This is a genomic window from Streptomyces sp. NPDC014870, from assembly GCF_043081505.1.
In the GTDB taxonomy this organism is placed as follows: domain Bacteria; phylum Actinomycetota; class Actinomycetes; order Streptomycetales; family Streptomycetaceae; genus Streptomyces.
The window spans coordinates 1-21,960 of record NZ_JBIBWQ010000004.1 but is presented as its reverse complement, the minus strand read 5'-3'; the positions used below and the strand labels follow the sequence as shown (position 1 = coordinate 21,960).

Below are 21,960 nucleotides of genomic sequence, written 5' to 3'. Positions count from 1 at the left end.
GATTCGCGTCCTCTCGGATTCAGATCGGATTCGGAACGGGTTCAGATCTCGATACAGGTGCGCAGCGCGACACCCGTACGCATCTGCTCCAGCGCTTCGTTGATCCCGGCCAGCGGCACCCGGTGGGTGATCAGGGACTCCAGGTCGATCCGGCCGGCCCGCCAGAGCGCGATGGCCCGCTCGTACGAGCGGAGCACGTCACCGCCTCCGTACATCGACGGCAGGATCCGCTTCTCGTCGAAGAACAGCTCGAACATGTTGAGCTGCAGGAAGTCGTCGAGCGCGCCCGCGCCGACGACGCAGAGGGTGCCGCCGCGCCGGGTCGTCTCGTACGCGGTACGGGCGGTGGCGGACTTGCCGACCACCTCGAAGACGTAGTCGAAGCCCTCGCCCGCGGTGACGCGCTGCTTGGCGTCCGCGAGCGCGTCGGGGGCGACGGCCTCGGTCGCGCCGAACCGGAGGGCGGCCTCGCGCCGGGACTCGACGGGGTCGACGGCGATGATCTGGGCGGCCCCCTGGAGCTTGGCGCCCTGGATCGCGGAGATGCCGACACCGCCGCAGCCGATGACGGCGACCGAGGAACCGGCCTCCACCTTGGCGGTGTTGATGGCCGCGCCGAGCCCGGTGGTCACGCCGCAGCCGATGAGCGCCGCGATGTCGAAGGGGACGTCGTCGGGGATCGGGACGGCGCAGCCCGCGTCGACGACGACCTCCTCCGTGAAGGTGCCGGTCCCCGCGAACCCGAAGACCTCCCCTCCGGGCCTCCGGAAGTTGGGGGTACCGGCGTTCATGAAGCCGGCCAGGCAGAGCTGGGTCTGGCCGCGCTTGCAGGCGGGACAGACCCCGCACGCGGGCAGCCAGCACAGCAGCACCCGCTGGCCCTCGCTCAGCCCGGTGACGCCGTCGCCGACGTCGATGATCTCGCCCGCGCCCTCGTGGCCGGGGATGAACGGGGCGGGCTGCGGGAGCACACCGCTCATGGCGGAGACGTCGGAGTGGCACAGGCCGGTCGCCCTGACCCGTATCTTGACCTTGCCGGGGCCGAATCCCACGGCCTCGACGTCGTCGAGGACCTCCAGCTTGTCCTGGCCGATCTCGTGCAGTACGGCTGCGCGCATGGTGCGGCTCCAATCGCCCGATCAGGAATACTCGACGAGGGTGTCGGCGAGCACGGGAGCGTCGGCGCGCTCCGCGGCCGTGACCGACACCTGGACGCGGCCGTCCCCGGTCCACATCCGGATACGCAGGGTCTCGCCGGGGAAGACGATCCCGGCGAAGCGGGTGCGGTACGAGCGGACCCGGGCGACGTCCCCGCCGAGCACCGTGTCCACCACCGCCTTGAGGGTCATTCCGTAGGTGCACAGGCCGTGCAGGATGGGCCGGTCGAAGCCGGCGAGCGCGGCGAACTCGGGGTCGGCGTGCAGCGGGTTCCAGTCGCCGGAGAGCCGGTAGAGCAGCGCCTGGTCCTCGCGTACGGGCCGCTCGACGGTCTTCTCGGGCTCGCGGTCCGGGAGTTCGAGCCGTTCGGAGGGCCCGCGGTCACCGCCCCAGCCGCCTTCGCCGCGGACGAAGATCTGCGCGTCGCTGGTCCACAGCGGGCCGTCGTCGTCGGCGACCTCGGAGCGCAGTACCAGGACGGCCGCCTTGCCCTTGTCGTACACGGCGGCGACGCGCGAGGTGGTGGTGGCCCGGCCCCTGACGGGGACCGGCCGGTGCAGCGTGATCGTCTGGCCACCGTGCAGGACGGCGGCCAGGTCGATGTCGATGCCCGGCGCGGAGAGCCCGCCGACGACCCCCATGCCGGCGCCGGCGACGGTGGCGAAGCTGGGCAGGACGTGGAGCCTGGATTCGAGCGTGTAACGCAGCTCTCCCGGGTCGGTCGCCGGGGTGCCGGCGCCCAGTCCGAGGTGGTAGAGCTGGACGTCCTTGTGGTCCCAGCTGATCTCGGCGCTGCGGGGCTCGGCGGCGACGGCCTTGGCGGCATCAATGGGCATGGGGATGCTGCTCCTTGGGGATCCGTGAGGATCGTCAGTGTGGAAGACCTCGGTGCGACCGTCCGCACCGTCGGCCGCACCGAGGCCGTGCGGGGACCGTCCCGTACGCGCCCTTCCTTCCGTTCTAGAACGCGTTCTAGGTCGGTGATCCTCATGTATAGCCGAGCGGGGGTGAGTTGAGAAGACCTCGGGCGATGCGACCTGACGCCACGTCAGTTTCATCGTCGGACGCGAGCGGGGCAGGACATTTGTCCCGTGCGACTGCGTACATTCCCTCCTGCCGCGCGGAGGGCCGTGCTTCCTAGCGTGGACGGCATGACGAACGAACCGGCGGTGGCCTTCGAGGCCGCCACGAAGAGATACGGCGCCGTCCGCGCCGTGGACCGCGTCGACCTGACCGTCCGCCGTGGCGAGACGGTGGCCCTGCTCGGCCGCAACGGCGCCGGGAAGTCGACCACGATCGCCCTGCTGCTCGGTCTCGCCGAACCCGACGAGGGCCGGGTCTCGCTCTTCGGCGGGGCACCCGGCCGCGCGGTCGCGGCGGGCCGGGTCGGCGCGATGCTCCAGGAGGGCCGGCCGGTCCCCCGGGTCACCGTCGGCGAACTGGTCGGCTTCGTCGCCCGCACCTACCCGGCCCCGCTGCCGGTGGCGGAGGCCCTGGAGCTCGCGGGCCTGACCGAGCTGGCGGGCCGCCGCGTCGACCGGCTCTCCGGCGGCCAGGCCCAGCGGGTCCGGTTCGCCCTGGCGCTGGTCGGCGCACCCGAACTGATCGTCCTCGACGAGCCGACCGCGGCCCTGGACGTGGAGGCCCGCCAGCAGTTCTGGGACTCCATGCGCGGCTACGCGCGCCGGGGCAACACGGTCCTGTTCTCCACCCACTACCTGGAGGAGGCCGACGCCCACGCCGACCGGATCGTCGTGGTCGACCGGGGCCGCGTCGTCGCCGACGGCACGAGCGAACAGCTCAAGCGGGCGGCCGGCGGCAGCCTGGTCTCCTTCGACCTGGCGGGCGCCGCGACGGACGGGCTCGCGGGACTGCCCGGCGTGACGTCGGTGGAGATCCGCGGCGACCGGGCCCACCTGCGCACCGAGGACTCGGACGGCACGGTCCGCGCCCTGGCCGCGCGGGACGCGATCCGGCGCCTGGAGGTCGCCCCGGTCTCCCTCGACGACGCGTTCCTGACCCTCACCGCAACGGCCCTCACCTCCGCCACCGCCAACTCCTCCGACCGCGAACCGGAGACCGTCCGATGATCGCCGCTTACGTACGTCTCGAAGTGCGCCGCACCCTGCGCGACACCGGCTTCGCCCTCGGGACCGTCGGCGTCCCGGTGATGATGTACCTGCTCTTCACCAACCTCGGAACGGAGGACCGGACGTTCAGGACGGCCGCCATGGTGGGCATGGCCGCGTACGGGGCGCTGGGCGCCGCGCTCTCCCTGGGCACCGGGGTCGCCGAGGACCGCGCCCACGGCTGGCTGCGGCAGCTGCGGATCACGCCCATGACGCCCCGCCAGGCGGTAGCGGGCCGCGCCCTGACCGGTTCGGTGATCGTCCTGCCGGCTCTCGCGGGGGTCTTCCTCGCGGGCGGGCTCGTCAACGGCGTCCGGATGGCGGCCTGGCAGTGGCTCGCGGTCGCCCTCGCGCTCTGGCTCGGCTCCCTCCCGTTCACCCTGCTCGGCCTCGGCAACGGATACCGGCTCTCGGCCCAGACCACCGGCGTCGTCAACGTCGCCTGCAACCTCGGCCTCGCGGTCGTCGGCGGTCTCTGGTTCCCGGTCGCGCTCTTCCCCGACTGGCTGGCCACGATCTCCCGGTTCACCCCGTCGCACGGCGTCGCGGAGCTGGGCGTGGCGATGGCGGAGGGAACGGCTCCGGGGGCGACGGCGCTGCTGGTGCCGGCCGCGTGGACGGCACTGTTCGGCACGTACGCGACGATCTCGTACCGTCGTTCGGCGGAGCAGGGATAGGAGCGGCGCATGGGCACGGGCACGGGAAAAGGCACGGGAACAGGCACGGGCACGGGCACGGGCACAGGCATCGAGGTGACCCGGCGGTGGAGGGCGAGGGCGAGGGCCCGGGCCCGGGCCAGATCGGAGCGCGGGCCGAGCGGGCTCAGCCTGCTGCCGTGGCTGCTCATGGGCGTGGGCGCGCTCTCCCACCTCATCCAGGGCGACGCGCCGAACCCGTGGATCGGCGGCCTCGGCCTGTTCACCTTCAACACGCTCTACATCGCGATCGTCGTCCGCGCCTTCTCACCGTGCCACCGCGAGACCAGGCTGACCTGGGGCCTCCTGGCCGCCCTCGGGGCACTCACCTTCGCGCTCGCCGCCGGGTACGGCCGCGAGTGGCTGCTCCTCTTCCCGCTCCTGGGCCTCGCGCTGGGGGCCGTGGTGCGGCGCGGGAAGCTGCTGACGCGGTTCACCCTCCCGCTGGTACTCGCGGTCGGTGTGGTGACGTTCTGGCGGGACGGCTGGAACTCCTTCGGTGTCGTGTACGGCACGTTCATCTCGGTCATGGTGACGGCGGCGATCCTCGCCCTGGACGACACGGTGCGCCAACTGCGGGCGACCCGGCAGGAGCTGGCCAGGGCGGCGGTGGAGAAGGAACGTCTCCGCTTCTCCCGGGACCTGCACGACCTGCTCGGCCACACCCTGTCCGTGATCGTGGTCAAGTCGGAGGCGGCGCGACGGCTGGCCCCGCGGGACGTCGACGCCGCGCTCGCCCAGGTCGCCGACATCGAGGCGGTCGGGCGCCAGGCGCTCGCCGAGATCCGCGAGGCGGTGACCGGCTACCGCGAGGGCAGCCTCGCCACGGAGCTGGACCGGGCCCGCTCCGCGCTGACCTCGGCGGACATCGAGCCGGTGGTCCGGCAGTCCGGCCCGCCCCTGGAGCCTCCGACGGAGGCGCTCCTGAGCTGGGTCGTACGGGAGTCGGTGACGAACGCGGTACGCCACAGCGGGGCGACCCGCTGCACGATCGACCTGAGCGGCACGCCGGATCGCGTCCACCTCACGGTCACGGACGACGGCGCGGGCCCCGCGGGCCCGCCCGGCAGCGGCCTGAAGGGCCTGCGTGAACGCCTGGCTGCCGCCGGCGGCACCTTGGACGCCGGTCCCGCCCCGCAGGGCGGTTTCCGGGTGGCCGCGGAACTCCCCGGCGTGATCCGGCCGATCCGGCCTATCGGTCCTTGACGGGAATGCTGATGCCGAGATTCCGGATGACGACGGTGTCCACCTCCGGGCTGACGGGGAAGTAGTCGGACACCTCTGTCTCGGTCAGGACCGGTAGCACCGTTCCGGTCGGTTCCTCCTCGACCACCTTCAGTACGAGTTCGTTCGGCTGCGGATTGATACCCGGGTTTTCGGGCTCCAGGCGCAGCCTGAAGTCGGTGCTCGGGCAGGTGAGCCGGCCCGTGACGGTGACTCGCCGTCTACCACCACTGTGCAGGCTCGCGACAGCCGTGAAGTTCTCCTCTTTCAGCGTGCATTGAAGTGAGGTCTCTTCTGTGGCGCTCATGGAAACTCCCTGAGTGGCCCTGGGTACTGAGTTCATTCCACTGCGCGGGCGATGACCCCCATCCCTTCCAGTGTGTGCCCGTGTCCTGCGCATTTCTACTTGTGACCCGCCGCGCTGCGCGGAGACAGGACCCGCTGCGACGGCCCTCCCGGCCTACCCTTTTCCTCATGAGCGAGATGCCGCAGGACCACCGCCCGCTGTCGCGCACCCGGGTTCTCCTCGCCGAGGACCAGGGCATGATGCGGGGCGCGCTCGCGCTGCTGCTGGGGATGGAGCCGGACATCGAGGTCGTCGCTCAGGTGGGGCGGGGGAACGAGATCGTGGACGCGGCTCTCCTCAGCCGGCCCGAGGTGGCGCTGCTCGACATCGAGCTGCCGGGACGGTCCGGCCTCGACGCCGCCGCCGACCTGCGCGCGGAGGTGCCTGACTGCCGGGTCCTGATCCTCACCACGTTCGGCCGCCCCGGCTACCTCCGGCGTGCGATGGAGGCGGGCGCGGCCGGATTCCTCGTGAAGGACGGCCCGGTCGAGGAGTTGGCCTCGGCGATCCGGCAGGTCCTGCGGGGCGAGACGGTCATCGACCCGGCCCTCGCCGCGGCGGCGCTCAGCGCGGGGCCGAACCCCTTGTCCGCCCGGGAGCGGGAGGCTCTGGGCGCGGCGGTGGACGGCGCGACGATCGCCGACATCGCGACGCGCCTGCACCTGTCCGAGTCGACGGTACGGAACTACCTCTCGTCCGCCATCGGCAAGACGGGCACCCGCAACCGCATGGAGGCCGTCCGGGAGGCGAGGCAGCAGGGCTGGCTCTAGGCGGCGCGAGCCGGTGCCGTCAGTCCTGGCGCGTCGGCCTCGGCAGCCAGAGGAGCATCAGGAGCGCGGCCGCCAGGAGCACGCCCGTCGCCGTGCGGAAGGCCGTGGCGTAGCCGTCCGTCAGGGCTTCGGGGGTCGTGCCGCCGGCCGTGCGGGCGGCGGCCACCGTCGAGAGGACGGCGAGGCCCAGTGCGCCGCCCATCGTGCGGGAGGTGTTGACGAGGCCCGAGACCAGGCCCGCGTCGCCGGGCGCGGCGCTCGACGTGGCGAGGGTGGCGAGCGGGGTCGTCAGCAGGCCGATGCCCGCCATCATCAGGATGCCGGGGCCCAGGATGGTCGTCAGGAACGAGCCGTCGGCGGTCATCGTCGACTGCCAGCCGAACCCGGCCGCGGCCACGAGCACCCCGATGACCGCGAGGTTGCGCGCCCCCGTCGTCGGCATCAGGCGCGGCGCCAGCTTGGAGCCCACGATGACGCTGACCGAACTGGGGACCAGGGCCAGGCCCGCCTGGAGCGGCGTGTAGCCGAGGACGTTCTGGGCGTAGACGGTCATGAAGAACCACATGCCGAACGAGGTCGAACCGGCGAGCAGGATCGACACGTTGGCCGCCGAGACCGCCCGCGAGCGGAAGAGCTTCAGCGGCATCAGCGGGGCCGCCGTCCGGGCCTCGACGGCGACGAAGACCCCGAGCAGAGCCAGGCCGCCGAGCAGCGGCACCAGGGTGGACGGGGCGCCCCAACCGCCTTCTTCCGTCTGCACGATGCCGTACGCGACGGACGCCAGGCCGCCGGTGACGAGGACGGCGCCAGGCAGGTCGAGCCGCCGGCCCCCGCCCGTACGGCTCTCGCTCAGCCAGAGCGCCGCACCGGCCAGGACCAGCACGCCGACGGGCACGTTGATCAGGAGCACCCAGCGCCAGGAGAGCAGGTCGACCAGGACGCCGCCGACGAACCCGCCCGCCGCGCCACCGGCCGCGCCGACCGCCGTCCACGTCCCGATGGCCCGGGTCCGCGCGGGCCCCGCGGGCACGGCGGCGGTCACGATCGTGAGCGTCGCGGGCGCGAGGACCGCGGCGCCGAGGCCCTGCACGGCCCGCGCCGCCACCAGCTGCCAGCCCTCCTGCGCGAGCCCGCCCGCGACGGAGGCCGCGGTGAACAGCCCGAGCCCGAGCAGGAACATCCGCTTCCGGCCGAAGAGGTCCGCCGCCCGCCCGCCGAGCAGCATGAACCCGGCGAACGCGATGGAGTACGCGTTGAGGACCCACTGCAGCCCGATCGCCGAGAGACCGAGGTCGGCCCGCATCGACGGCAGAGCGACGTTCACCACCGAGACGTCGAGGACCACCAGGAACTGCCCCGCGCACGCGGCGAGGACGACGAGCCAGGCGCGCGGGGTGGGGCGGCGGGCGGACGGGGACGGGGCGGTTGCGGCCGGCTCGGCGGCGGACTCGGTTCGGGCCATGCGTGTGATGGTCGCAGACGCTGATTGCCCCGTACATCGGCAATCGGACCTACGACCTCCGCAAGCCCCGCCTACGACCGTCGCAGGCCCTGCCCCGCCCCCGACCGTCGCACGCCGCCCGCCTACGACCTCCGCAGCATCGTCACCACCGCCGCCCCGCCCAGACCGATGTTGTGCGCGAGCCCCACGCGTGCCCCCGTGACCTGCCTCGGTCCCGCCTCGCCGCGCAGCTGCCAGACCAGCTCGGCGGCCTGGGCGAGCCCGGTGGCGCCCAGCGGGTGCCCCTTGGAGATCAGCCCGCCCGACGGGTTCACCACCCACCGCCCGCCGTACGTCGTCGCCCCCGACTCGACGAGCTTCCCGGAAGCACCGTCCTCGCACATGCCGAGGGCCTCGTAGGTCAGCAGCTCGTTGATGGAGAAGCAGTCGTGGAGTTCGACGACGTCCACGTCCTCGATGCCGAGGCCGGAGCGCTCGTAGACCTGGCGGGCCGCCGCACGGGACATGGGGCGGCCGACCGCGTCGATGCAGGAGCCCGACGCGAAGGAGTCCTCGGTGTCCGTGGTCATGGCCTGCGCCGCGATCTCCACGGCCCTGTCGTGCAGCCCGTGCTCGACCACGAACCGCTCCGACACCACGACCGCCGCCGCCGAACCGTCCGACGTGGGCGAGCACTGGAGCTTGGTCAGCGGCCGGTGGATGGTCTTGGCGGCGAGGATCTCCTCGACCGTGTACACGTCCTGGAACTGGGCGTTGGGATTGTTCGCCGAGTGCTGGTGGTTCTTGGCACCGACGGCCGCGAGCTGGACCTCCGTCGTCCCGTACCGCTCCATGTGCTCCCGGGCCGCGTTGCCGAAGATCTGCGCGGTCGGAGGGGACATCTCGAAGCCGTGGGCGGCGGCCATGATCCCGTAGTGGCGGGCGACGGGCGAGGTCTTGAAGTCGCCGCCGTCGGAGCCGCCCCCGAGCGCCCCGCGCGCCATCTTCTCGAAGCCGAGCGCGAGGACGCAGTCGCTGATCCCGCCCTCGACGAACTGCCGGGCCATCATCAGCGCGGTCGACGCCGTCGCGCAGTTGTTGTTGACGTTGTAGACCGGCACCCCGGTCAGGCCGAGCTCGTACGCGGCGCGCTGCCCGGCCGTGGAGGCCTGGAAGCAGTAGCCGACCGGTACCTGCTGGACCTGGTCGTAGGAGACGCCGGCGTCGGCGAGCGCCGCCGTGCCCGCCTCCTTCGCCATGTCCCAGTAGTTCCAGTCGCGCGTCTCGGGCTTCTCGAACTTCGTCATCCCGACGCCGACGATGTACGCCTTCCCCATCTTCGTTGCCTCTCAGTCTCTCGGCAGGCCGAGCAGGCGCTCGGCGACGACGTTGAGCTGGACCTGCGTGGTGCCGCCCGCGATGGTGAGGCAGCGGGACATCAGCAGCCCGTGCACGGCCCGCTCCCCCGCCCCCTCCCGCACGGCGCCCTCCGGGCCGAGCAGTTCGAGCGTCAGCTCGGCCACCTTCTGCTGATGCACGGTCTGGACGAGCTTGCGAACCGACGCACCGGCGCCCGGTTCGAGGCCCGAGACCTGGAGCATCGTGGTCCGCAGCCCGATGCAGGCGAGCGCGTGCGCCTCGGCGGCCAGGGCTCCGATCCGTACGCGTACGGAGCTGTCGAGGACGGAGCTGTCGGCACCGGCCGCCCGCTCGATCAGCGCTTCGAGGCCGGAGTCGAAGGCGACCTGGTCGGCCATGTGGACGCGCTCGTTGCCGAGGGTGTTGCGGGCCACGCGCCAGCCGTCGTTCACCTCGCCGACGACGGCGTCGGCCGGGAGCACGGCACCGTCGAAGAAGACCTCGTTGAAGAGCGAGTCCCCAGTGATCTCCTTCAGCGGCCGGATGTCGATCCCCGAGGTGTTCTTCATGTCGACGAGGAAGTACGTGAGCCCCTTGTGCTTGGGGGCGTCGGGGTCGGTCCGGGCGAGCAGGATGCCGTGGTCGGCCCACTGTGCCGCGCTCGTCCACACCTTCTGCCCGGTGATCCGCCAGCCGCCGTCCTCGGCCCGTTCCGCCTTCGTGCGGAGCGAGGCGAGGTCGGACCCGGCGCCGGGCTCGGAGAAGAGCTGGCACCAGAGCAGCTCGCCCCGGAGGGTGGGCGCGAGGTACCGCTCCTGCTGGGCTGCCGTGCCGTACGCGAGGAGGGAGGGGACAACCCAGGTGGCGATCCCGAGGCCGCTCGGCGCGACGCCGGCCGCGTCGAGTTCCCGCTGGACGGCGAGCTGCTGCAGCGGCCCGGCGCCGAGGCCGTACGGGGCCGGCAGGTGCGGAGCCGCGTACCCGGTGGCGGCGAGCGCGCGGCGCGCGGCGCCCGGGTCGAGGCCGACGGCGGGCGCGACCGCCTCGCGCGCGGCGGCGCGGAACGCGTCGGCCTCGGGCGGCAGTTCAAGTCGCAGCTCACGCCGTACGCCGTCGGCGGCGAGCCGGACGGCCTGGGCCCGATGGGTGTCGCCGGCGCCGAGGAGCTGGCGGGCGACGAGGGCGCGGCGCAGCGCGAGATGGGCGTCGTGCTCCCAGGTGAAGCCGATGCCGCCGAGGATCTGGATGCAGTCCTTCGCGCAGCTGTAGGCGGCGTCGAGGGCGGTGGCCGCGGCGAGGGCGGAGACGAGGGGCCGCGCGGTCGACCCGGTGGCCCTGGCGGCGTCCCACGCGAGCGCGCGGGCCTGCTCGACCCGGACGAGCATGTCGGCGCAGAGGTGCTTGACCCCTTGGAACTGCCCGATGGGCCGCCCGAACTGCTCACGTGTCTTCGCGTACTCGGCGGCCGTCTCCAGGGCCCGGGCGGCGGTCCCGCACGCGTCGGCGGCGAAGAGCACGGCGGCGAGATCCGGTACGAGGGTGGGGTCGAGATCCAGGATCCGCTGGGCGGGCACGTGGGTGCCGTCGGCGGTGACCTGGGCGGTCGGCCGGGTCGGGTCGGCGCTCTCGTGCGGGCGGACGGCGAGGGTCGCGGCGTCCACGGCGGCCCAGACGACGCCCCGCGCGGTGCTCGCGGCCAGGACCAGCAGGTCGGCCTGGGCGCCCCCGAGGACGGGCGGCGCGACCCCGTCGAGGACCACGCCTCCTTCGACCTCGACCCCGGTCATCCCCCCGGCCCCGAGCGCGACGGCCCCGACGCGCGCACCGGTGGCGAGGCCCGTGACGAGTTCGCCCGCCCCGGGGGCCCGTCTCAGCACCTCCCCGGCGAGCACGGAGGGCAGATACGGCCCCGGCACGAGCGCCCGCGCGGCCTCTTCGAGCACGACGGTCAGATCGACGAGATCGCCGCCCCCGCCCCCGTACTCCTCGGGGAGATGGATCCCCAGGAGCCCCTGCTCGGCGAGCCCGTCCCAGTGGGCGGGCCGCCCGACGCCGCCGCTCTCGGCGGGCGCGTCGAGGAGCTTCCGTACGTCTTCGGACGGCACGGCCCGAGCGAACCACCCGCGCACGGACCGGGCCAACTCCCGCTGCTCTTGCGTGATTCCGATGCCCATGGGCGGCAGACTAGAACACGTTCCAATCTGACGGAAGGTCAGAAACCCCACGGGTTCGCCCGGACCTGTAACGTGTCCCTCTTCGGCCGGAGTCGGCGAGACCCGGCCGGAGTCCTGTGAGGCTGTGCCCGATGACCCTGGCTCCCGACGATTCCCGCAAGACATCCGCGCGACTCCGGCTCGATCACGCTCTGGAGCGGGTGGAGATCACCTTCCGGGGGATGACCGCCCAAGCCGACGAGGTCCAGTGCGACTGCCACTGGGGCAGCGACGAGGAGCTGGCGCTCCTGAAGCGCCCGGACATCGCGCTCGATCCCGACCTCCTGCGTCGCACGTGGAGCGCCCCCGACTGGCGGGACCACGGCGCGGTGCTCCGCCGCGTCCTGCCGCAGCTCGCCCGGTCACTGGCCCAGGGGATGGACACGCCAGCGCGCGACATGGAAGACATCGGACGCTCCTTCGCCCGTGGCGGCTGGCGGGAGTGGCCCGAGCCCCAGAGTGCGGCGGTGTGGGAGTTCCTGCACGCCTGGTGGGCGTACAGCCTGACGACTCCCGAGCCGGCGGTCGCCGTGCACGACCTGATCATTCTGTGCGTGGAGGCGTCCGAGACGCTCACGCCGTGGCTGGCGGCCTGGGAAGCGCTCGACGACCGGCACGCCGACCGGCACCTGGCCGAGGCGGCCGACGCCTGGGAGTACGACCTCCTGGCCGACGAACTCCCCTGGAGCCCCTGGCGCGACGAGGCGGAAGCCCTGTGCGCCGAACTCTCCTCCTGGCTCGCCCGCCACGCCCCGACACGGCTGCGCACCCCGGACGTCTCCGAGGAACTGCTCCACCGGATACGCCTCATCGGCCTGACGGGCCCCGCCCGCTGGGAGGACCCGCACTGGCCGAACCACCGCTACTGAACGATCCCGAGGAGCCGACGGAGCCAGCGGGTGCGGGTGGTGCGGGCGTCCTGGCTGACGGTGGCGTCCGGGGCGAAGCCGTCGAAGGAGTGGTACGCGCCGGGCCAGACGTGCAGTTCGGCCCGGCCACCCGCCCGCCAGATCGCGTCGGCGTAGGCCACGTTCTCGTCCCGGAACATCTCGGCCGAGCCGACGTCGACGTAGGCCGGAGGCAGTCCGGAGAGGTCGGTCGCGCGGATGGGCGCCGCGTAGGGCGGGACGTCGGCGGAACCCGGACGGAGGTCGCCGAGGTACGCCTGCCAGAAGGTCGTGTGCGAGGTGAGGTCCCCGATGTCGATGCCCGACATCTGGTGGGAGGAGAAGCCCTCCATCCGGTCGTCGAGCATCGGGCAGAGCAGCACCTGCCCGAGCACCGCCGGACCGCCCCGGTCACGGGCGAGCAGCGCGAGCCCGGCGGCGAGCCCACCGCCCGCGCTCTTGCCGCCGACGACGACCCTGTCGGAATCGATCCCCAGCTCGGCGGCGTGCTCGACGGCCCACACCAGAGCCGCGTAACAGTCCTCCAGCGGCCCCGGGTACGGCGTCTGCGGCGCGAGCCGGTACTCGACGGAGAGGACGGCCATGCCGAGCGGCTCCGCCCAGTCGTTCAGGACACGCGGCAGCACGGACCACGCGTTGCCCATGACCATGCCGCCGCCGTGCATGTAGATCATCAGCGGGAGCGGCCGCCCCGCGAGCCCGGCGGGCCGCGCGCTCACGAGCGTGACCTCGGGTGCACCCGGAGGCCCCGGCACGCTCAGCTCCGCCACCTCGAACCGCCCACCGTCGCCCAGCTCCTCGACGGTCGGCCGGGGCCGGGCGGTGACGTCACGGGCCTGCACGGCGAGCAGGTTCTCCGGCGTGACGGACGCGAACATCTCGGGGTCGAGCGCCGCGAGCACGGCGGCCAGCTCCGGATCGAAGGGCGGTACGGGCATCCCCAGGGCCCCTCAGCCGATCCGGCCCTCGGCGGCGGCCACCACGAACGCGGTGAACGCCGCCGGGGTGGCCAGGAACGCGGGCCCCTCGGGGTTCTTGGAGTCCCGGACGGCGACGTGGGCGACCTCGATGCACTCGCCGCCGGTGTCGCTGCTGTAGGAGGACTTTCGCCATGCGGCGGCGCCGAGGGGGGCGCATTCGACGCACTGGCCACCCGTGTCGCTGCTGTACGACGACTTACGCCAACGCGCGCCCGTCAGGTGCTGGTTGGTCCCCATAGCGCTCCTCCATTACGCGGGCGATCAGCACCGCCGACTCCTCCACGGAGAACGCGGCAGCCTGAAGGTGATCGTAACGGAGCGACCCCTCCCTGATGGCTGCCGGATCGGCAGTCATGTGCCCTTGGACGAAGTCCTCCGTGTACACGATGTCGGGGTCGTCCTCGAAGCGCAGCAGGTTGAACGAGCCTGGCAATCCGGCATGCGCCCCAGCCGCGAACGGAAGGATCTGGATCTTCAGCCATTCCCGCTCCTGCATCGCCAACAGGTGGGCCAGTTGGTTTCGCATCACCGCCCGCCCGCCGATCTCCTGATGCAGGACAGCCTCGCTCATGACCACCCAGACCAACGGCGGGGACGCCCGATCCAGGATGCGTTGCCGCTCCATGCGAGCTGCGACCTTGGTGTCGAGGTCGTCCACGGTCCGGGCCCCGAGAACAGCCCGCGCGTAGTCGGGCGTCTGGAGCAGGCCGTCAACCAACTGCGCCTGGAAAGAGTAGATGCAGGCTGCCTTCGCCTCCATCTCCGCGTACGGCTGGAACCACGCAGGCAGCTGACTCTTGAGAACCAACCCCACCAAGCGTGTGAACGCCCCGCCCGTCATCAGGGCCGCATCCAACTGCTCCGAGAACTTCCGTGTGGGGACCTTCTTCGCCGTCTCTATCTGGCCGATCAGCGAAGCCGAGCAGAAGACGATGTCGCCCACTTGCTGCTGACTGAGGCCCGCCTCCTCCCTCAAACGGCGAAGTTCCCAGCCGTAGTAGTCCAGCGGCGAGGCGCTGGGGTCGAGGCTGCGGATGTTGACCACGACGAGGTCACCCCCAAGCTCACGCTTCACTGCGTTCGTTTCGGTCCGTAGCCGAGCGTAACCAGACCGCTCCACCCTGGTGGCATGAATCACGCAACTGACCTCTATCCGGCGGAACTTCAGAACAGCTACCGCATGGGCTTCACCGTCGGTGAGCACTCCGCCGGTCACATGCGCCGCATCCTGCGCATGTCCCTCGGCCGCTGGGGGCTCGACCACCTCGCCGACGCCGGTGGGCTCGCGCTGACCGAGCTGGTCGCCAATGTCGTGCGGCACGTGCCCGGGCGGCGGTGCACGGTGCTGTTCCTGCGGGAGCCGCACGGGCTGCGGGTGGAGGTCGCGGACGACGTGCCGGGGGCGCTGCACGCGAAGGTCGCCGAGCCGCTCGCGGAGGGTGGGCGGGGGCTCGCGCTGGTGGAGGGGGTGACGGACCGGTGGGGGGTGTCGGAGGGGGCCGCGGGGAAGACGGTGTGGTTCGAGTGCGACGCGTAGGGCACGATGGGCGCTCGCACGTGCCGTACCCGCCAGTAGGAGGCCCCATGCCCGCGCCCGAGATCGTCGCCGCCTTCGAGGCCGCCAAGGGCTTCATGCCGCTCGACGAGGGGCTTGCCCTGCACGCCGCCGCCACGGAGGCCGCGAAGCTCGGGCTGCCGCTGCTTGAGGTCGGGACGTACTGCGGGCGCTCCACGATCCTGCTGGCCGACGTGGCCCGGGAGGCCGGGACGGTCGCGGTGACCGTGGACCACCACCGGGGCAGCGAGGAGCAGCAGCCGGGGTGGGAGTACCACGACCCGACCGTCGTGGACCCCGAGGTGGGCCTCATGGACACGCTGCCGACCTTCCGGCGGACCCTGCGCAAGGCGGGCCTCGAGGAGCACGTGATCGCGGTCGTGGGGCGCTCCCCGCAGGTCGCCAGGGTCTGGGCGGGCGAGCTTGGCCTCGTCTTCATCGACGGCGGTCACACCGACGAGCACGCCGGCAACGACTACGAGGGCTGGGCGCCCAAGGTCGCGGTCGGCGGCCTGCTCGTGATCCACGACGTCTTCCCGAACCCGGAGGACGGTGGCCAGGCCCCGTACCGGATCTACCTCCGCGCCCTGGAGTCGGGCGACTTCGAGGAGGTCTCGGTCACCGACTCCCTCCGGGTCCTGCGCCGCCGCTGACTCCGTACCGCGGTCAGACGAACGACGGCCACCGGTCGACGGCCCACTCCCGCCAGGTCCGCCATCCGACGGGTGGGCCGTCGTTCGCCCGTCCGTCGAGTTCCGCCGGGTCGGGCTCCTCGAACAGAGCCCGACCGTGCCGGAGGTCGGCCTCGGTCAGCGGAAACGTCTCCTCCGGGGCGGTCGCCCAGCGGTGGGCGATCCTGGTCCTCTGGGTCTCCTCGTCCACGGGCACGTAGACCATGCGGAAGCGCGCGCCCGCGGTCTCCGCCAGCGAGCGGACGGCGGACCGTTCGTCCCTGGACCAGCAGCCGTAGTCGACGACCACGTCGGTGCCGAGCCGCACCGCTTCCAGAGCCAGCCAGAGCATCCGCCCCTCCAGCACGTCACGCTTCCCGTCCGCGTCCGACTCCCCGAACAGCGGGATCATCCAGTCGTCGGGCGTCAGGCGGAGCGCGCCGTGCTCGTGCGCGAGCTGCCGGGCACGTGTCGTCTTGCCGGAGCCGGGCAGGCCGACCATCAGGAACAAGGTGGTCACGGTCCGATCGTGGCAGTGCGGCCGGGCGGTCGACCACCGCTTTTTCGTCCGCCGCCCGGTCACGCTGCCCGGCCTCCCCCCTAGAGGCCGAAGCCGTACCCCTTCGTCACGTACAGGCAGTTCGTGTACGCGTACCCCGACTGGATCTTCGCCGTGCTCGACTTGTCCGCCGCCGAGAGGGAGCTCGCGCTCGGCCGCTTCTGAAGGAAGTGGTAGTCGCCCGCGGGCAGCCAGAGCGTCGCCTTCGGGTACTTGGACGAGGGTCCGGAGCACACCTTGGGCTTCGGTGCGCCCAGCCGCTGCGCGAGGCCGCCGGTCTCGTACGTCGTGCACGTCCCGCAGGACTTCAGCGTGACGCGTCCGGTCACCGGGCCGGTGTAGAGCAGCTCGACCTCACCGGGGCCGTCGTTGGAGACCACCATGACCATCCGGGAGCCGCCGGGGGCCGTGGCGGACGGCAGCCGCTTGCCCGCGTCCGGCGTCTCGTCGGCTATCTCGGCGGCGATGGCGATGGAGCGCGCGTGGGCGACCTGCGGGCTGTCCGGGTAGTCCTTGACGTAGTCGTTCATCGTCTGGAGGGCCTCGCCGAAGTCCTTGTCCTCGAACTGCTCGACCCCACAGGCGAAGTCGCCCTTCTGGATCTCCTTGCCCGTGTCGGTGGAGACGGCGGCGAAGGTGTCCTTGGGAAGCAGGTCGACGGTGGTGCGGAAGCGCTCCAGTTCGAGGACGGCGTCGCAGGGGTTCGTGCTGCCGCCGGCTATCGCCGCCGCCCGGGTCCGCAGGCTCTCGCGGACCGTCGGCTCGACCTTCTTCGCGTACGAGGACTCCGGGAACGTCGACAGCAGCGCGTTCAGGTTGTCCCCCGCCGCCGCCTCCGTACCCGCGCCGGCGAGTCCGGTGATCCCGCACTCGTACCAGGAGTGCGCGAGCGGGTCGTCCGCCTTCCCCGTGAGCCCGTCGAGGAGCGCGCGGTCCACCCGCTCGGGCAGGGCGCGCAGATGCTGGAGCCCCGGGACGGCCTCGCAGTACTTCTTCTGCTGGTACGGGGCCGAGACGGACGTGTAGTAGTCGGTCAGCCGGTCGGGGACGAGCCGGCCGGCGCGGGAGTCCTTGTGCTTCGTTCCGAGCTCCTGGTAGACGTCGAGCGCCTTGCGGTACGTGTGCTCCGCCCCGCCGAAGCTCTGTCCCTCGACCGACTTCACCTGCTCGTCCGCCGTCGCGAGCCGGGCGAGCAGCGACTGCTCCACGGCCTCGTCCCGCGCCGCGCCATAGGCCACGGAGCCGCCGACGGGCACCGCGAGAAGCACGAGCCCGAGGGCGATCGGGAGCGCGAGCCGCCCCGCCGTTGCGCCTGCCCCCGCCCCGGCGCCCCCGGGCAGGGCGAGCGGGGCGCGCAGTCCGCGCCTGGCCCCGTCGGCGGCCGCGGCCAGCAGGAAGACTCCGTACCCGACGAGGACGCCGGTGGGCACGCCGTCCACGTCGGCGGGCAGCGCGACGAGCAGCAGGACGGCCGTCGCGAGCACGCAGACGGCGGCCTGGATCCACTGCTTGAGCAGGGCGTATCCGAGGCCCAGGCAGGAGAGGTTCAGTAACCCGACGAGGACCGCCTGCGCCGGGTTCGATGCGACCGGCGCGACCGGCACGGCGGGCGGCTCGGGCGGCGGTACCGGCATCCCGGGCGGCTGGTCCGGAGGCGGCGGGGGCGGAAACCCGGGCACCCCCGGCGCCCCGTACGCCCCAGTCGCCCCCACGGTCCCCGGCGCCCCGTACGCCCAAGGCGTCTCCGACACCCCTTGCGACTCTTGTGACCCTCGCGGGTCCGGCTCTCCCCCTGGACGCGCGTCGTTCGGCTCTTCCCCCGTCACAGTTCCCCCCGTGGTCCGTGTACGTGTTCTCTGCATACCCCCCACGCGGCCTTCACAGTCACGACGCGTCGGCCGAACGCACACCGGAACCTCCCACTAGAGTCGCAAGGTGCCGTACGACCAACGAAAGATCCGCGCCAGCGCCCGCGCCCTCGCCGCCTGCGCGGCCCTCGCCGCGCTCGCTACCGGCTGCGGCGGCGGCTCACCCTCCGCCGCCCCGAGGTCCACCGACGCCAAGGCGACCACGAGCGCCGACGCCCCCACGCCCGGGGCCGCCTCCCCCACGGCCCCCGGCGCGCGCCCGCTCGCAGGCCGGACGATCGTGATCGACCCCGGCCACAATCCCGGCAATTTCCGTCACACCCGGGAAATCAATCAAAAGGTTGATATCGGCACAGGCCGCAAGGAATGCGACACCACCGGCACCTCCACGAACACCGATTACACCGAAGCCGCATTCACCCTCGATGTTTCACACCGTCTACGTGATCTCCTCGCGGCCCAGGGCGCGAAGGTCCTGCTCACGCACGACGCCGACCGCCCCTTCGGCCCCTGTATCGACGAGCGGGCACGGACCGGCAACGCCGCCCGCGCCGACGCCGTCGTCTCCGTGCACGCCGACGGTTCGGGCACCGGGAACCGCGGTTTCCACGTGATCCTGCCCGCTCGGGTCAGCTCCGGCGCCGCCGACACCACGAAGATCGTCGGCCCCTCCCGTAAGCTCGGCGAGGCCATCGCCGCCCACTTCGCGCGTGCGACCGGCACAGCGCCCGCCAACTACCTAGGCGGCGGAACGGGGTTGGACGTGCGCGACGATCTCGGCGGACTCAACCTCTCGACCGTGCCCAAAGTCTTCGTCGAGTGCGGCAACATGCGCGACCCGAAGGACGCCGCACTCCTCACGAATGCGGCATGGCGCCAGAAAGCGGCTCAGGGAATGGCGGACGGCATCGGGACCTACCTCAAGGGGTAGTACCGACGGGCGATAGATTCCCTCCGTACGATTGGGGGCCGTGCGGCCCCACCCCCGTGCTTCGCACCACCCGACGAGACAGACCGACGAAGGACTCTTTACGTGAATATCCGCTCCCTCACCCGAGGCGATGGCGTTCTGATCGGTGCAGCGGTGGTGCTGTTCATCGCCTCATTCCTCAGCATCAACGGATGTGACGCCTCCCCCGAGATCTGCGAGCAGGTCCCGAGCACGAACGCCTGGGAGGTCTCCCCGCTCGGCTGGGGCGCCATCATCCTCGGCATCGCGGGCGCCGCACTCGTCGTCCTGTCGCGCGGGCTCCCGCAGCTGCAGAACCGCAAGGTCGCGGGCCTGGAGCTCGGCCAGGTCGGCGTCGCGTTCGCCGTGGCCTCGGCCTGGAACATGCTGATGTGGATGTTCGAGTCGGTGAACGCAGGCGCCGGCCTCATCCTCGGCCTCATCGGCTCCCTGATCCTGGCCGGTGCCGCCGTCGCCGGCCCGCTGGTCCCCGCCCTCAAGGCCCCGCTCGTGAGCGCCCCGGCGCCGCAGACCCAGCAGCCCTACGGCATGCAGCCGGGCCAGCCGGGCGTCCCCGGCGGCTACGGCTACCCGGGCGCCGCCCAGCAGCCCTACGGCGCCCAGCCGCAGCCGTACGGCGCCCAGGACCCGAACGCCCACGCCGCCGCCCCGCAGCCGACCCCGGCGCCCGCGCAGGGCGGACAGGGCCAGCCCGCCGGTGACTTCGCCCCGTTCTGGTTCGCGGTCCCCGTCGCCCGCCCGCTGTACGCGGAGGACGGCTCGCCGACCCCGATCGCCGAACTGGCCCCCGGTACCTGGTACCTGGCGGTCGAGCAGCGCGGCCCGGGCCTGATCGCCCAGACCCAGGACGGCCGCCGTGGCGTCCTCCAGGACACCACCGGCATCCAGCGCGGCTGACGCACCGCGACACGACCGCATCGACGGCCCCTCGCCCGGAACCTCTTCCGGGCGAGGGGCCGTTGTCGTACAGTCCCCGAAACTGATCTGACGGATCGTCAGGAAGGTACGGGCCCATGCGTCTCGGACTCACTCTCGGCTACTGGGGGCGCGGACCCTCGCCCGCGCACCTCGAACTCGCCCGGGAGGCCGAGCGGCTCGGGTACGGGTCGGTGTGGACGGCCGAGGCGTGGGGGTCGGACGCGTTCACCGCGTTGACGTGGATCGCCGCGCACACCTCGCGCATCCGGCTCGGGACCGCCGTCGCGCAGATGGCCGCGCGGACGCCCACCGCGACCGCCATGCACGCGCTCACGCTCGACCATCTGTCCGGCGGGCGGATGATGCTCGGGCTCGGGCTTTCCGGGCCGCAGGTCGTCGAGGGGTGGTACGGCCGGCCGTTCCCGCGCAGTCCGCTGACCGCGACCCGCGAGTACGTGGACGTGATCCGCCAGGTCCTGCGCCGCGAGGGGCCCGTCGCGCTCGACGGGCGGTTCCACTCCCATCCGTACGCCGGAGCCGACGGCACCGGGCTCGGGAAGGCGCTCAAGCCGATCACCCATCCCCTCCGGGCCGATCTGCCCGTGCTGCTGGGGGCCGAGGGCCCCAAGAACATCGCGCAGACCCTGCGGATCGCCGACGGCTGGCTGCCGCTCTACTGGTCGCCCTCGCGTTACGCGGAGGTGTACGCGCTCCCGGACCGGCTGCCCGAGGGGTTCCTCGTCGCGCCGATGGTGCGCGCGCAGCTCTGCGACGATCCCGCCGAGGGGCTGCTGCCGGTCAAGGCGATGCTCGGCTTCTACATCGGCGGCATGGGCCACGCCGCCCGGAACTTCCACGCCGATCTGATGGGGCGTATGGGGTACGAGGCGGAAGCGGCGCGCATCCAGGAGCTGTTCGCGGCCGGGCGGCGCGAGGAGGCCGTGCTGGCCGTGCCCGACGCCTTCGCCGACGAGATCTCGCTCGTCGGCCCGAAGGAGCGGATCGCCGAGAGGCTCGCGGAGTGGCGGAAGGGCCCGGTGACGGACCTGCTGGTCACGGCACCGGACCCGGCCACGCTGCGGCTGCTCGCCGAACTCAGTACGTGATCTCAGCCGCCTAGTTGGGACGTGCTCGGCACCTGGTCCGTCACCGTGGCGCCCGCGCTCGCGCCCGCGTCCTTGACGTTCTGGATGACGTCCTCGAACGAGCCGACGTCCGCCTCGCTCGCCTCGCCCTTGCGGAGCTTCGTGCCGAGGTCCTTGAGCTTCTCGATGCCCGCCGTGAGCGGTGCGACCGCCTTGGAGAGGGTCTCGTCGCCCTTGGCGTTGTTCACCGCCGCCTTGAGCCTGTTGTACGCGAACGCTCCGGCGAGGCCCGCCTTCACCAGGGCGAACTTCTGGCCGTCCGCGCCCTTCTTGAACTTGCCCGCGCGGTACGGCTTGACGATCCACTGGTAGGTGGCGCCCGCCGCCAGGCCCGCGTTGGCGACGAACCGGGTCTTGGCGAGCCGCTGCTGCTCGGCCGTCGTGCTCGCGGTGGCGCTCGCGCTCTGCGCGTCGTCACCGCCGCAGGCGGCCGTCGTCAGGAGCAGGGCGCAGGACAGCAGAAGCGCCACGACTCCGCGGCGTATCGGACCGGACGGAACACCTGACGGAGTACCGGAACTGGGCACGGCTCGACCTCCCTGAGGGCTTTGGCCACAGCCTCGCCCCGCGCCCACCGCTCCGCCACCCGGGCGACTCCGAACGGGTTTCAGCCCACCGGGAAGCGGCAAAACGACACCCATGACTGAACACAGAGGTACGACGCAGGCGGCCAAGGTCATCGCCCTCGCCGCCGACATCGCCGCCGGCCTGATAGGCCTGTGGATCCTCATGTACCTGCTGGAGGCCAACCGGGCCAACGCCCTGGTGAGTTTCGTCCAGGACGCGGCCCGCTGGCTGGCCGCGTGGTCCTACGACCTGTTCACGTTCGACGACGCCTGGGCGCGGGTCGTCGCGGGCTACGGCCTCGCCGCCGTCGTCTACCTCGCCATCGGCCACACGGTGGCCGGCAAGCTCCGCAGCCGCTAGCCGGGGCCGCGCCGGCCGGGACGAAAGGCCCTAGTAGTGCTTCGTTAGGTTCTGAGTCTGGTTGTGTTGCGCGGCAGGGGTCGGCCGCAGGTGGTGCAGGTGCCGGTCCAGCACTGCAGCAGGT

General features: G+C 72.3%; 23 protein-coding genes. 11 read left to right on the top strand and 12 right to left on the bottom strand.

Going from position 1 to position 21,960, the window contains the following annotated elements; genetic code table 11:
- Window positions 1–41 precede the first annotated feature (41 nt).
- Both ACF09C_RS12615 and ACF09C_RS12610 read right to left on the bottom strand, forming a co-directional pair.
- Window positions 42–1,118 carry a Zn-dependent alcohol dehydrogenase gene (locus ACF09C_RS12615; protein WP_392091456.1) on the bottom strand — a complete coding sequence of 359 codons (1,077 nt, stop codon included), beginning with the start codon at window positions 1,116–1,118 and terminating at the stop codon, window positions 42–44.
- A 21-nt stretch (window positions 1,119–1,139) separates the two neighbouring features.
- Window positions 1,140–1,994, bottom strand: a complete 855-nt coding sequence (locus ACF09C_RS12610; protein ID WP_392091455.1) for a MaoC/PaaZ C-terminal domain-containing protein — start codon at window positions 1,992–1,994, stop codon at window positions 1,140–1,142.
- Between the two features lie 315 nt (window positions 1,995–2,309).
- Between ACF09C_RS12610 and ACF09C_RS12605 the strand changes: the two genes are divergently transcribed.
- Genes ACF09C_RS12605 through ACF09C_RS12595 form a run of 3 tightly spaced genes read left to right on the top strand, consistent with a single transcriptional unit; the run spans window position 2,310 to window position 5,188 of the window.
- On the top strand, window positions 2,310–3,248 hold the full coding sequence (locus ACF09C_RS12605; RefSeq protein WP_392091453.1) for an ATP-binding cassette domain-containing protein: 939 nt from the start codon (window positions 2,310–2,312) through the stop codon (window positions 3,246–3,248).
- The gene (locus ACF09C_RS12600; protein ID WP_392091452.1) at window positions 3,245–3,964 is read left to right on the top strand and encodes an ABC transporter permease; all 720 of its coding nucleotides are present in this window, start codon (window positions 3,245–3,247) and stop codon (window positions 3,962–3,964) included. The genes ACF09C_RS12605 and ACF09C_RS12600 overlap by 4 nt, the downstream gene beginning before the upstream one ends.
- A gap of 9 nt (window positions 3,965–3,973) precedes the next feature.
- On the top strand, window positions 3,974–5,188 hold the full coding sequence (locus ACF09C_RS12595) for a sensor histidine kinase (RefSeq protein ID WP_392091451.1): 1,215 nt from the start codon (window positions 3,974–3,976) through the stop codon (window positions 5,186–5,188).
- Here ACF09C_RS12595 and ACF09C_RS12590 read toward each other — a convergent pair.
- Window positions 5,175–5,513, bottom strand: coding sequence for a hypothetical protein (locus tag ACF09C_RS12590; RefSeq protein WP_392091450.1), 339 nt, complete (start codon window positions 5,511–5,513; stop codon window positions 5,175–5,177). The genes ACF09C_RS12595 and ACF09C_RS12590 overlap by 14 nt on opposite strands.
- Window positions 5,514–5,680: 167 nt before the next feature.
- Between ACF09C_RS12590 and ACF09C_RS12585 the strand changes: the two genes are divergently transcribed.
- Window positions 5,681–6,322 carry a response regulator gene (locus tag ACF09C_RS12585; protein WP_392091449.1) on the top strand — a complete coding sequence of 214 codons (642 nt, stop codon included), beginning with the start codon at window positions 5,681–5,683 and terminating at the stop codon, window positions 6,320–6,322.
- Window positions 6,323–6,341: 19 nt separating this feature from the next.
- Here the strand turns inward: ACF09C_RS12585 and ACF09C_RS12580 are convergent, their stop codons facing one another.
- The 3 genes from ACF09C_RS12580 to ACF09C_RS12570 all read right to left on the bottom strand — a co-directional run bounded on the left by ACF09C_RS12580 (window position 6,342) and on the right by ACF09C_RS12570 (window position 11,296).
- Window positions 6,342–7,784, bottom strand: coding sequence for an MFS transporter (locus ACF09C_RS12580; RefSeq protein ID WP_392091448.1), 1,443 nt, complete (start codon window positions 7,782–7,784; stop codon window positions 6,342–6,344).
- Between the two features lie 122 nt (window positions 7,785–7,906).
- Window positions 7,907–9,100: a lipid-transfer protein gene (locus ACF09C_RS12575; RefSeq protein ID WP_392091447.1), complete on the bottom strand. Its 1,194-nt coding sequence runs from the start codon at window positions 9,098–9,100 to the stop codon at window positions 7,907–7,909.
- Between the two features lie 12 nt (window positions 9,101–9,112).
- The gene (locus ACF09C_RS12570) at window positions 9,113–11,296 is read right to left on the bottom strand and encodes an acyl-CoA dehydrogenase (protein WP_392091446.1); all 2,184 of its coding nucleotides are present in this window, start codon (window positions 11,294–11,296) and stop codon (window positions 9,113–9,115) included.
- A gap of 131 nt (window positions 11,297–11,427) precedes the next feature.
- On the opposite strand from ACF09C_RS12570, the gene ACF09C_RS12565 reads away from it, so the two are divergent.
- Window positions 11,428–12,204, top strand: coding sequence for a hypothetical protein (locus ACF09C_RS12565; protein WP_392091445.1), 777 nt, complete (start codon window positions 11,428–11,430; stop codon window positions 12,202–12,204).
- Here ACF09C_RS12565 and ACF09C_RS12560 read toward each other — a convergent pair.
- Genes ACF09C_RS12560 through ACF09C_RS12550 form a run of 3 tightly spaced genes read right to left on the bottom strand, consistent with a single transcriptional unit; the run spans window position 12,198 to window position 14,268 of the window.
- Entirely contained in the window at window positions 12,198–13,181 is a 984-nt protein-coding gene (locus tag ACF09C_RS12560; RefSeq protein ID WP_392091443.1) for an alpha/beta hydrolase, read from the bottom strand. The two genes, ACF09C_RS12565 and ACF09C_RS12560, sit on opposite strands and share 7 nt — an antisense overlap.
- A 12-nt stretch (window positions 13,182–13,193) precedes the next feature.
- Window positions 13,194–13,460 (bottom strand): DUF397 domain-containing protein, encoded by a 267-nt coding sequence (locus tag ACF09C_RS12555; RefSeq protein ID WP_392091442.1) that lies wholly within the window; start codon window positions 13,458–13,460, stop codon window positions 13,194–13,196.
- The gene (locus ACF09C_RS12550; protein ID WP_392091440.1) at window positions 13,420–14,268 is read right to left on the bottom strand and encodes a Scr1 family TA system antitoxin-like transcriptional regulator; all 849 of its coding nucleotides are present in this window, start codon (window positions 14,266–14,268) and stop codon (window positions 13,420–13,422) included. Before ACF09C_RS12550 ends, ACF09C_RS12555 begins: the two co-directional genes overlap by 41 nt.
- Window positions 14,269–14,352: 84 nt before the next feature.
- Here ACF09C_RS12550 and ACF09C_RS12545 point away from each other — a divergent pair, with 84 nt between their 5' ends.
- Window positions 14,353–14,760 (top strand): ATP-binding protein, encoded by a 408-nt coding sequence (locus ACF09C_RS12545; protein ID WP_392091439.1) that lies wholly within the window; start codon window positions 14,353–14,355, stop codon window positions 14,758–14,760.
- Window positions 14,761–14,807: 47 nt separating this feature from the next.
- Entirely contained in the window at window positions 14,808–15,431 is a 624-nt protein-coding gene (locus tag ACF09C_RS12540) for a class I SAM-dependent methyltransferase (protein WP_392091438.1), read from the top strand.
- Window positions 15,432–15,444: 13 nt separating this feature from the next.
- Here the strand turns inward: ACF09C_RS12540 and ACF09C_RS12535 are convergent, their stop codons facing one another.
- Window positions 15,445–16,032 (bottom strand): AAA family ATPase, encoded by a 588-nt coding sequence (locus tag ACF09C_RS12535; RefSeq protein ID WP_392091436.1) that lies wholly within the window; start codon window positions 16,030–16,032, stop codon window positions 15,445–15,447.
- 17 nt (window positions 16,033–16,049) lie between these two features.
- Window positions 16,050–17,642 carry a hypothetical protein gene (locus tag ACF09C_RS12530; RefSeq protein WP_392091435.1) on the bottom strand — a complete coding sequence of 531 codons (1,593 nt, stop codon included), beginning with the start codon at window positions 17,640–17,642 and terminating at the stop codon, window positions 16,050–16,052.
- 301 nt (window positions 17,643–17,943) lie between these two features.
- On the opposite strand from ACF09C_RS12530, the gene ACF09C_RS12525 reads away from it, so the two are divergent.
- The 3 genes from ACF09C_RS12525 (at window position 17,944) to ACF09C_RS12515 (ending at window position 20,870) form a co-directional block, all read left to right on the top strand.
- Window positions 17,944–18,807 (top strand): N-acetylmuramoyl-L-alanine amidase, encoded by an 864-nt coding sequence (locus tag ACF09C_RS12525; RefSeq protein WP_392091433.1) that lies wholly within the window; start codon window positions 17,944–17,946, stop codon window positions 18,805–18,807.
- A gap of 102 nt (window positions 18,808–18,909) precedes the next feature.
- Complete coding sequence (locus ACF09C_RS12520; protein WP_392091432.1) at window positions 18,910–19,743, top strand: DUF5336 domain-containing protein; 834 nt, start codon at window positions 18,910–18,912, stop codon at window positions 19,741–19,743.
- A 116-nt stretch (window positions 19,744–19,859) separates the two neighbouring features.
- On the top strand, window positions 19,860–20,870 hold the full coding sequence (locus ACF09C_RS12515) for an LLM class F420-dependent oxidoreductase (protein ID WP_392091431.1): 1,011 nt from the start codon (window positions 19,860–19,862) through the stop codon (window positions 20,868–20,870).
- Between the two features lie 2 nt (window positions 20,871–20,872).
- On the opposite strand, the gene ACF09C_RS12510 is transcribed toward ACF09C_RS12515, so the two are convergent.
- Entirely contained in the window at window positions 20,873–21,379 is a 507-nt protein-coding gene (locus ACF09C_RS12510) for a hypothetical protein (protein WP_392091430.1), read from the bottom strand.
- A 169-nt stretch (window positions 21,380–21,548) separates the two neighbouring features.
- Between ACF09C_RS12510 and ACF09C_RS12505 the strand changes: the two genes are divergently transcribed.
- Window positions 21,549–21,836 carry a hypothetical protein gene (locus ACF09C_RS12505; protein WP_362420934.1) on the top strand — a complete coding sequence of 96 codons (288 nt, stop codon included), beginning with the start codon at window positions 21,549–21,551 and terminating at the stop codon, window positions 21,834–21,836.
- Window positions 21,837–21,960 lie beyond the last annotated feature (124 nt).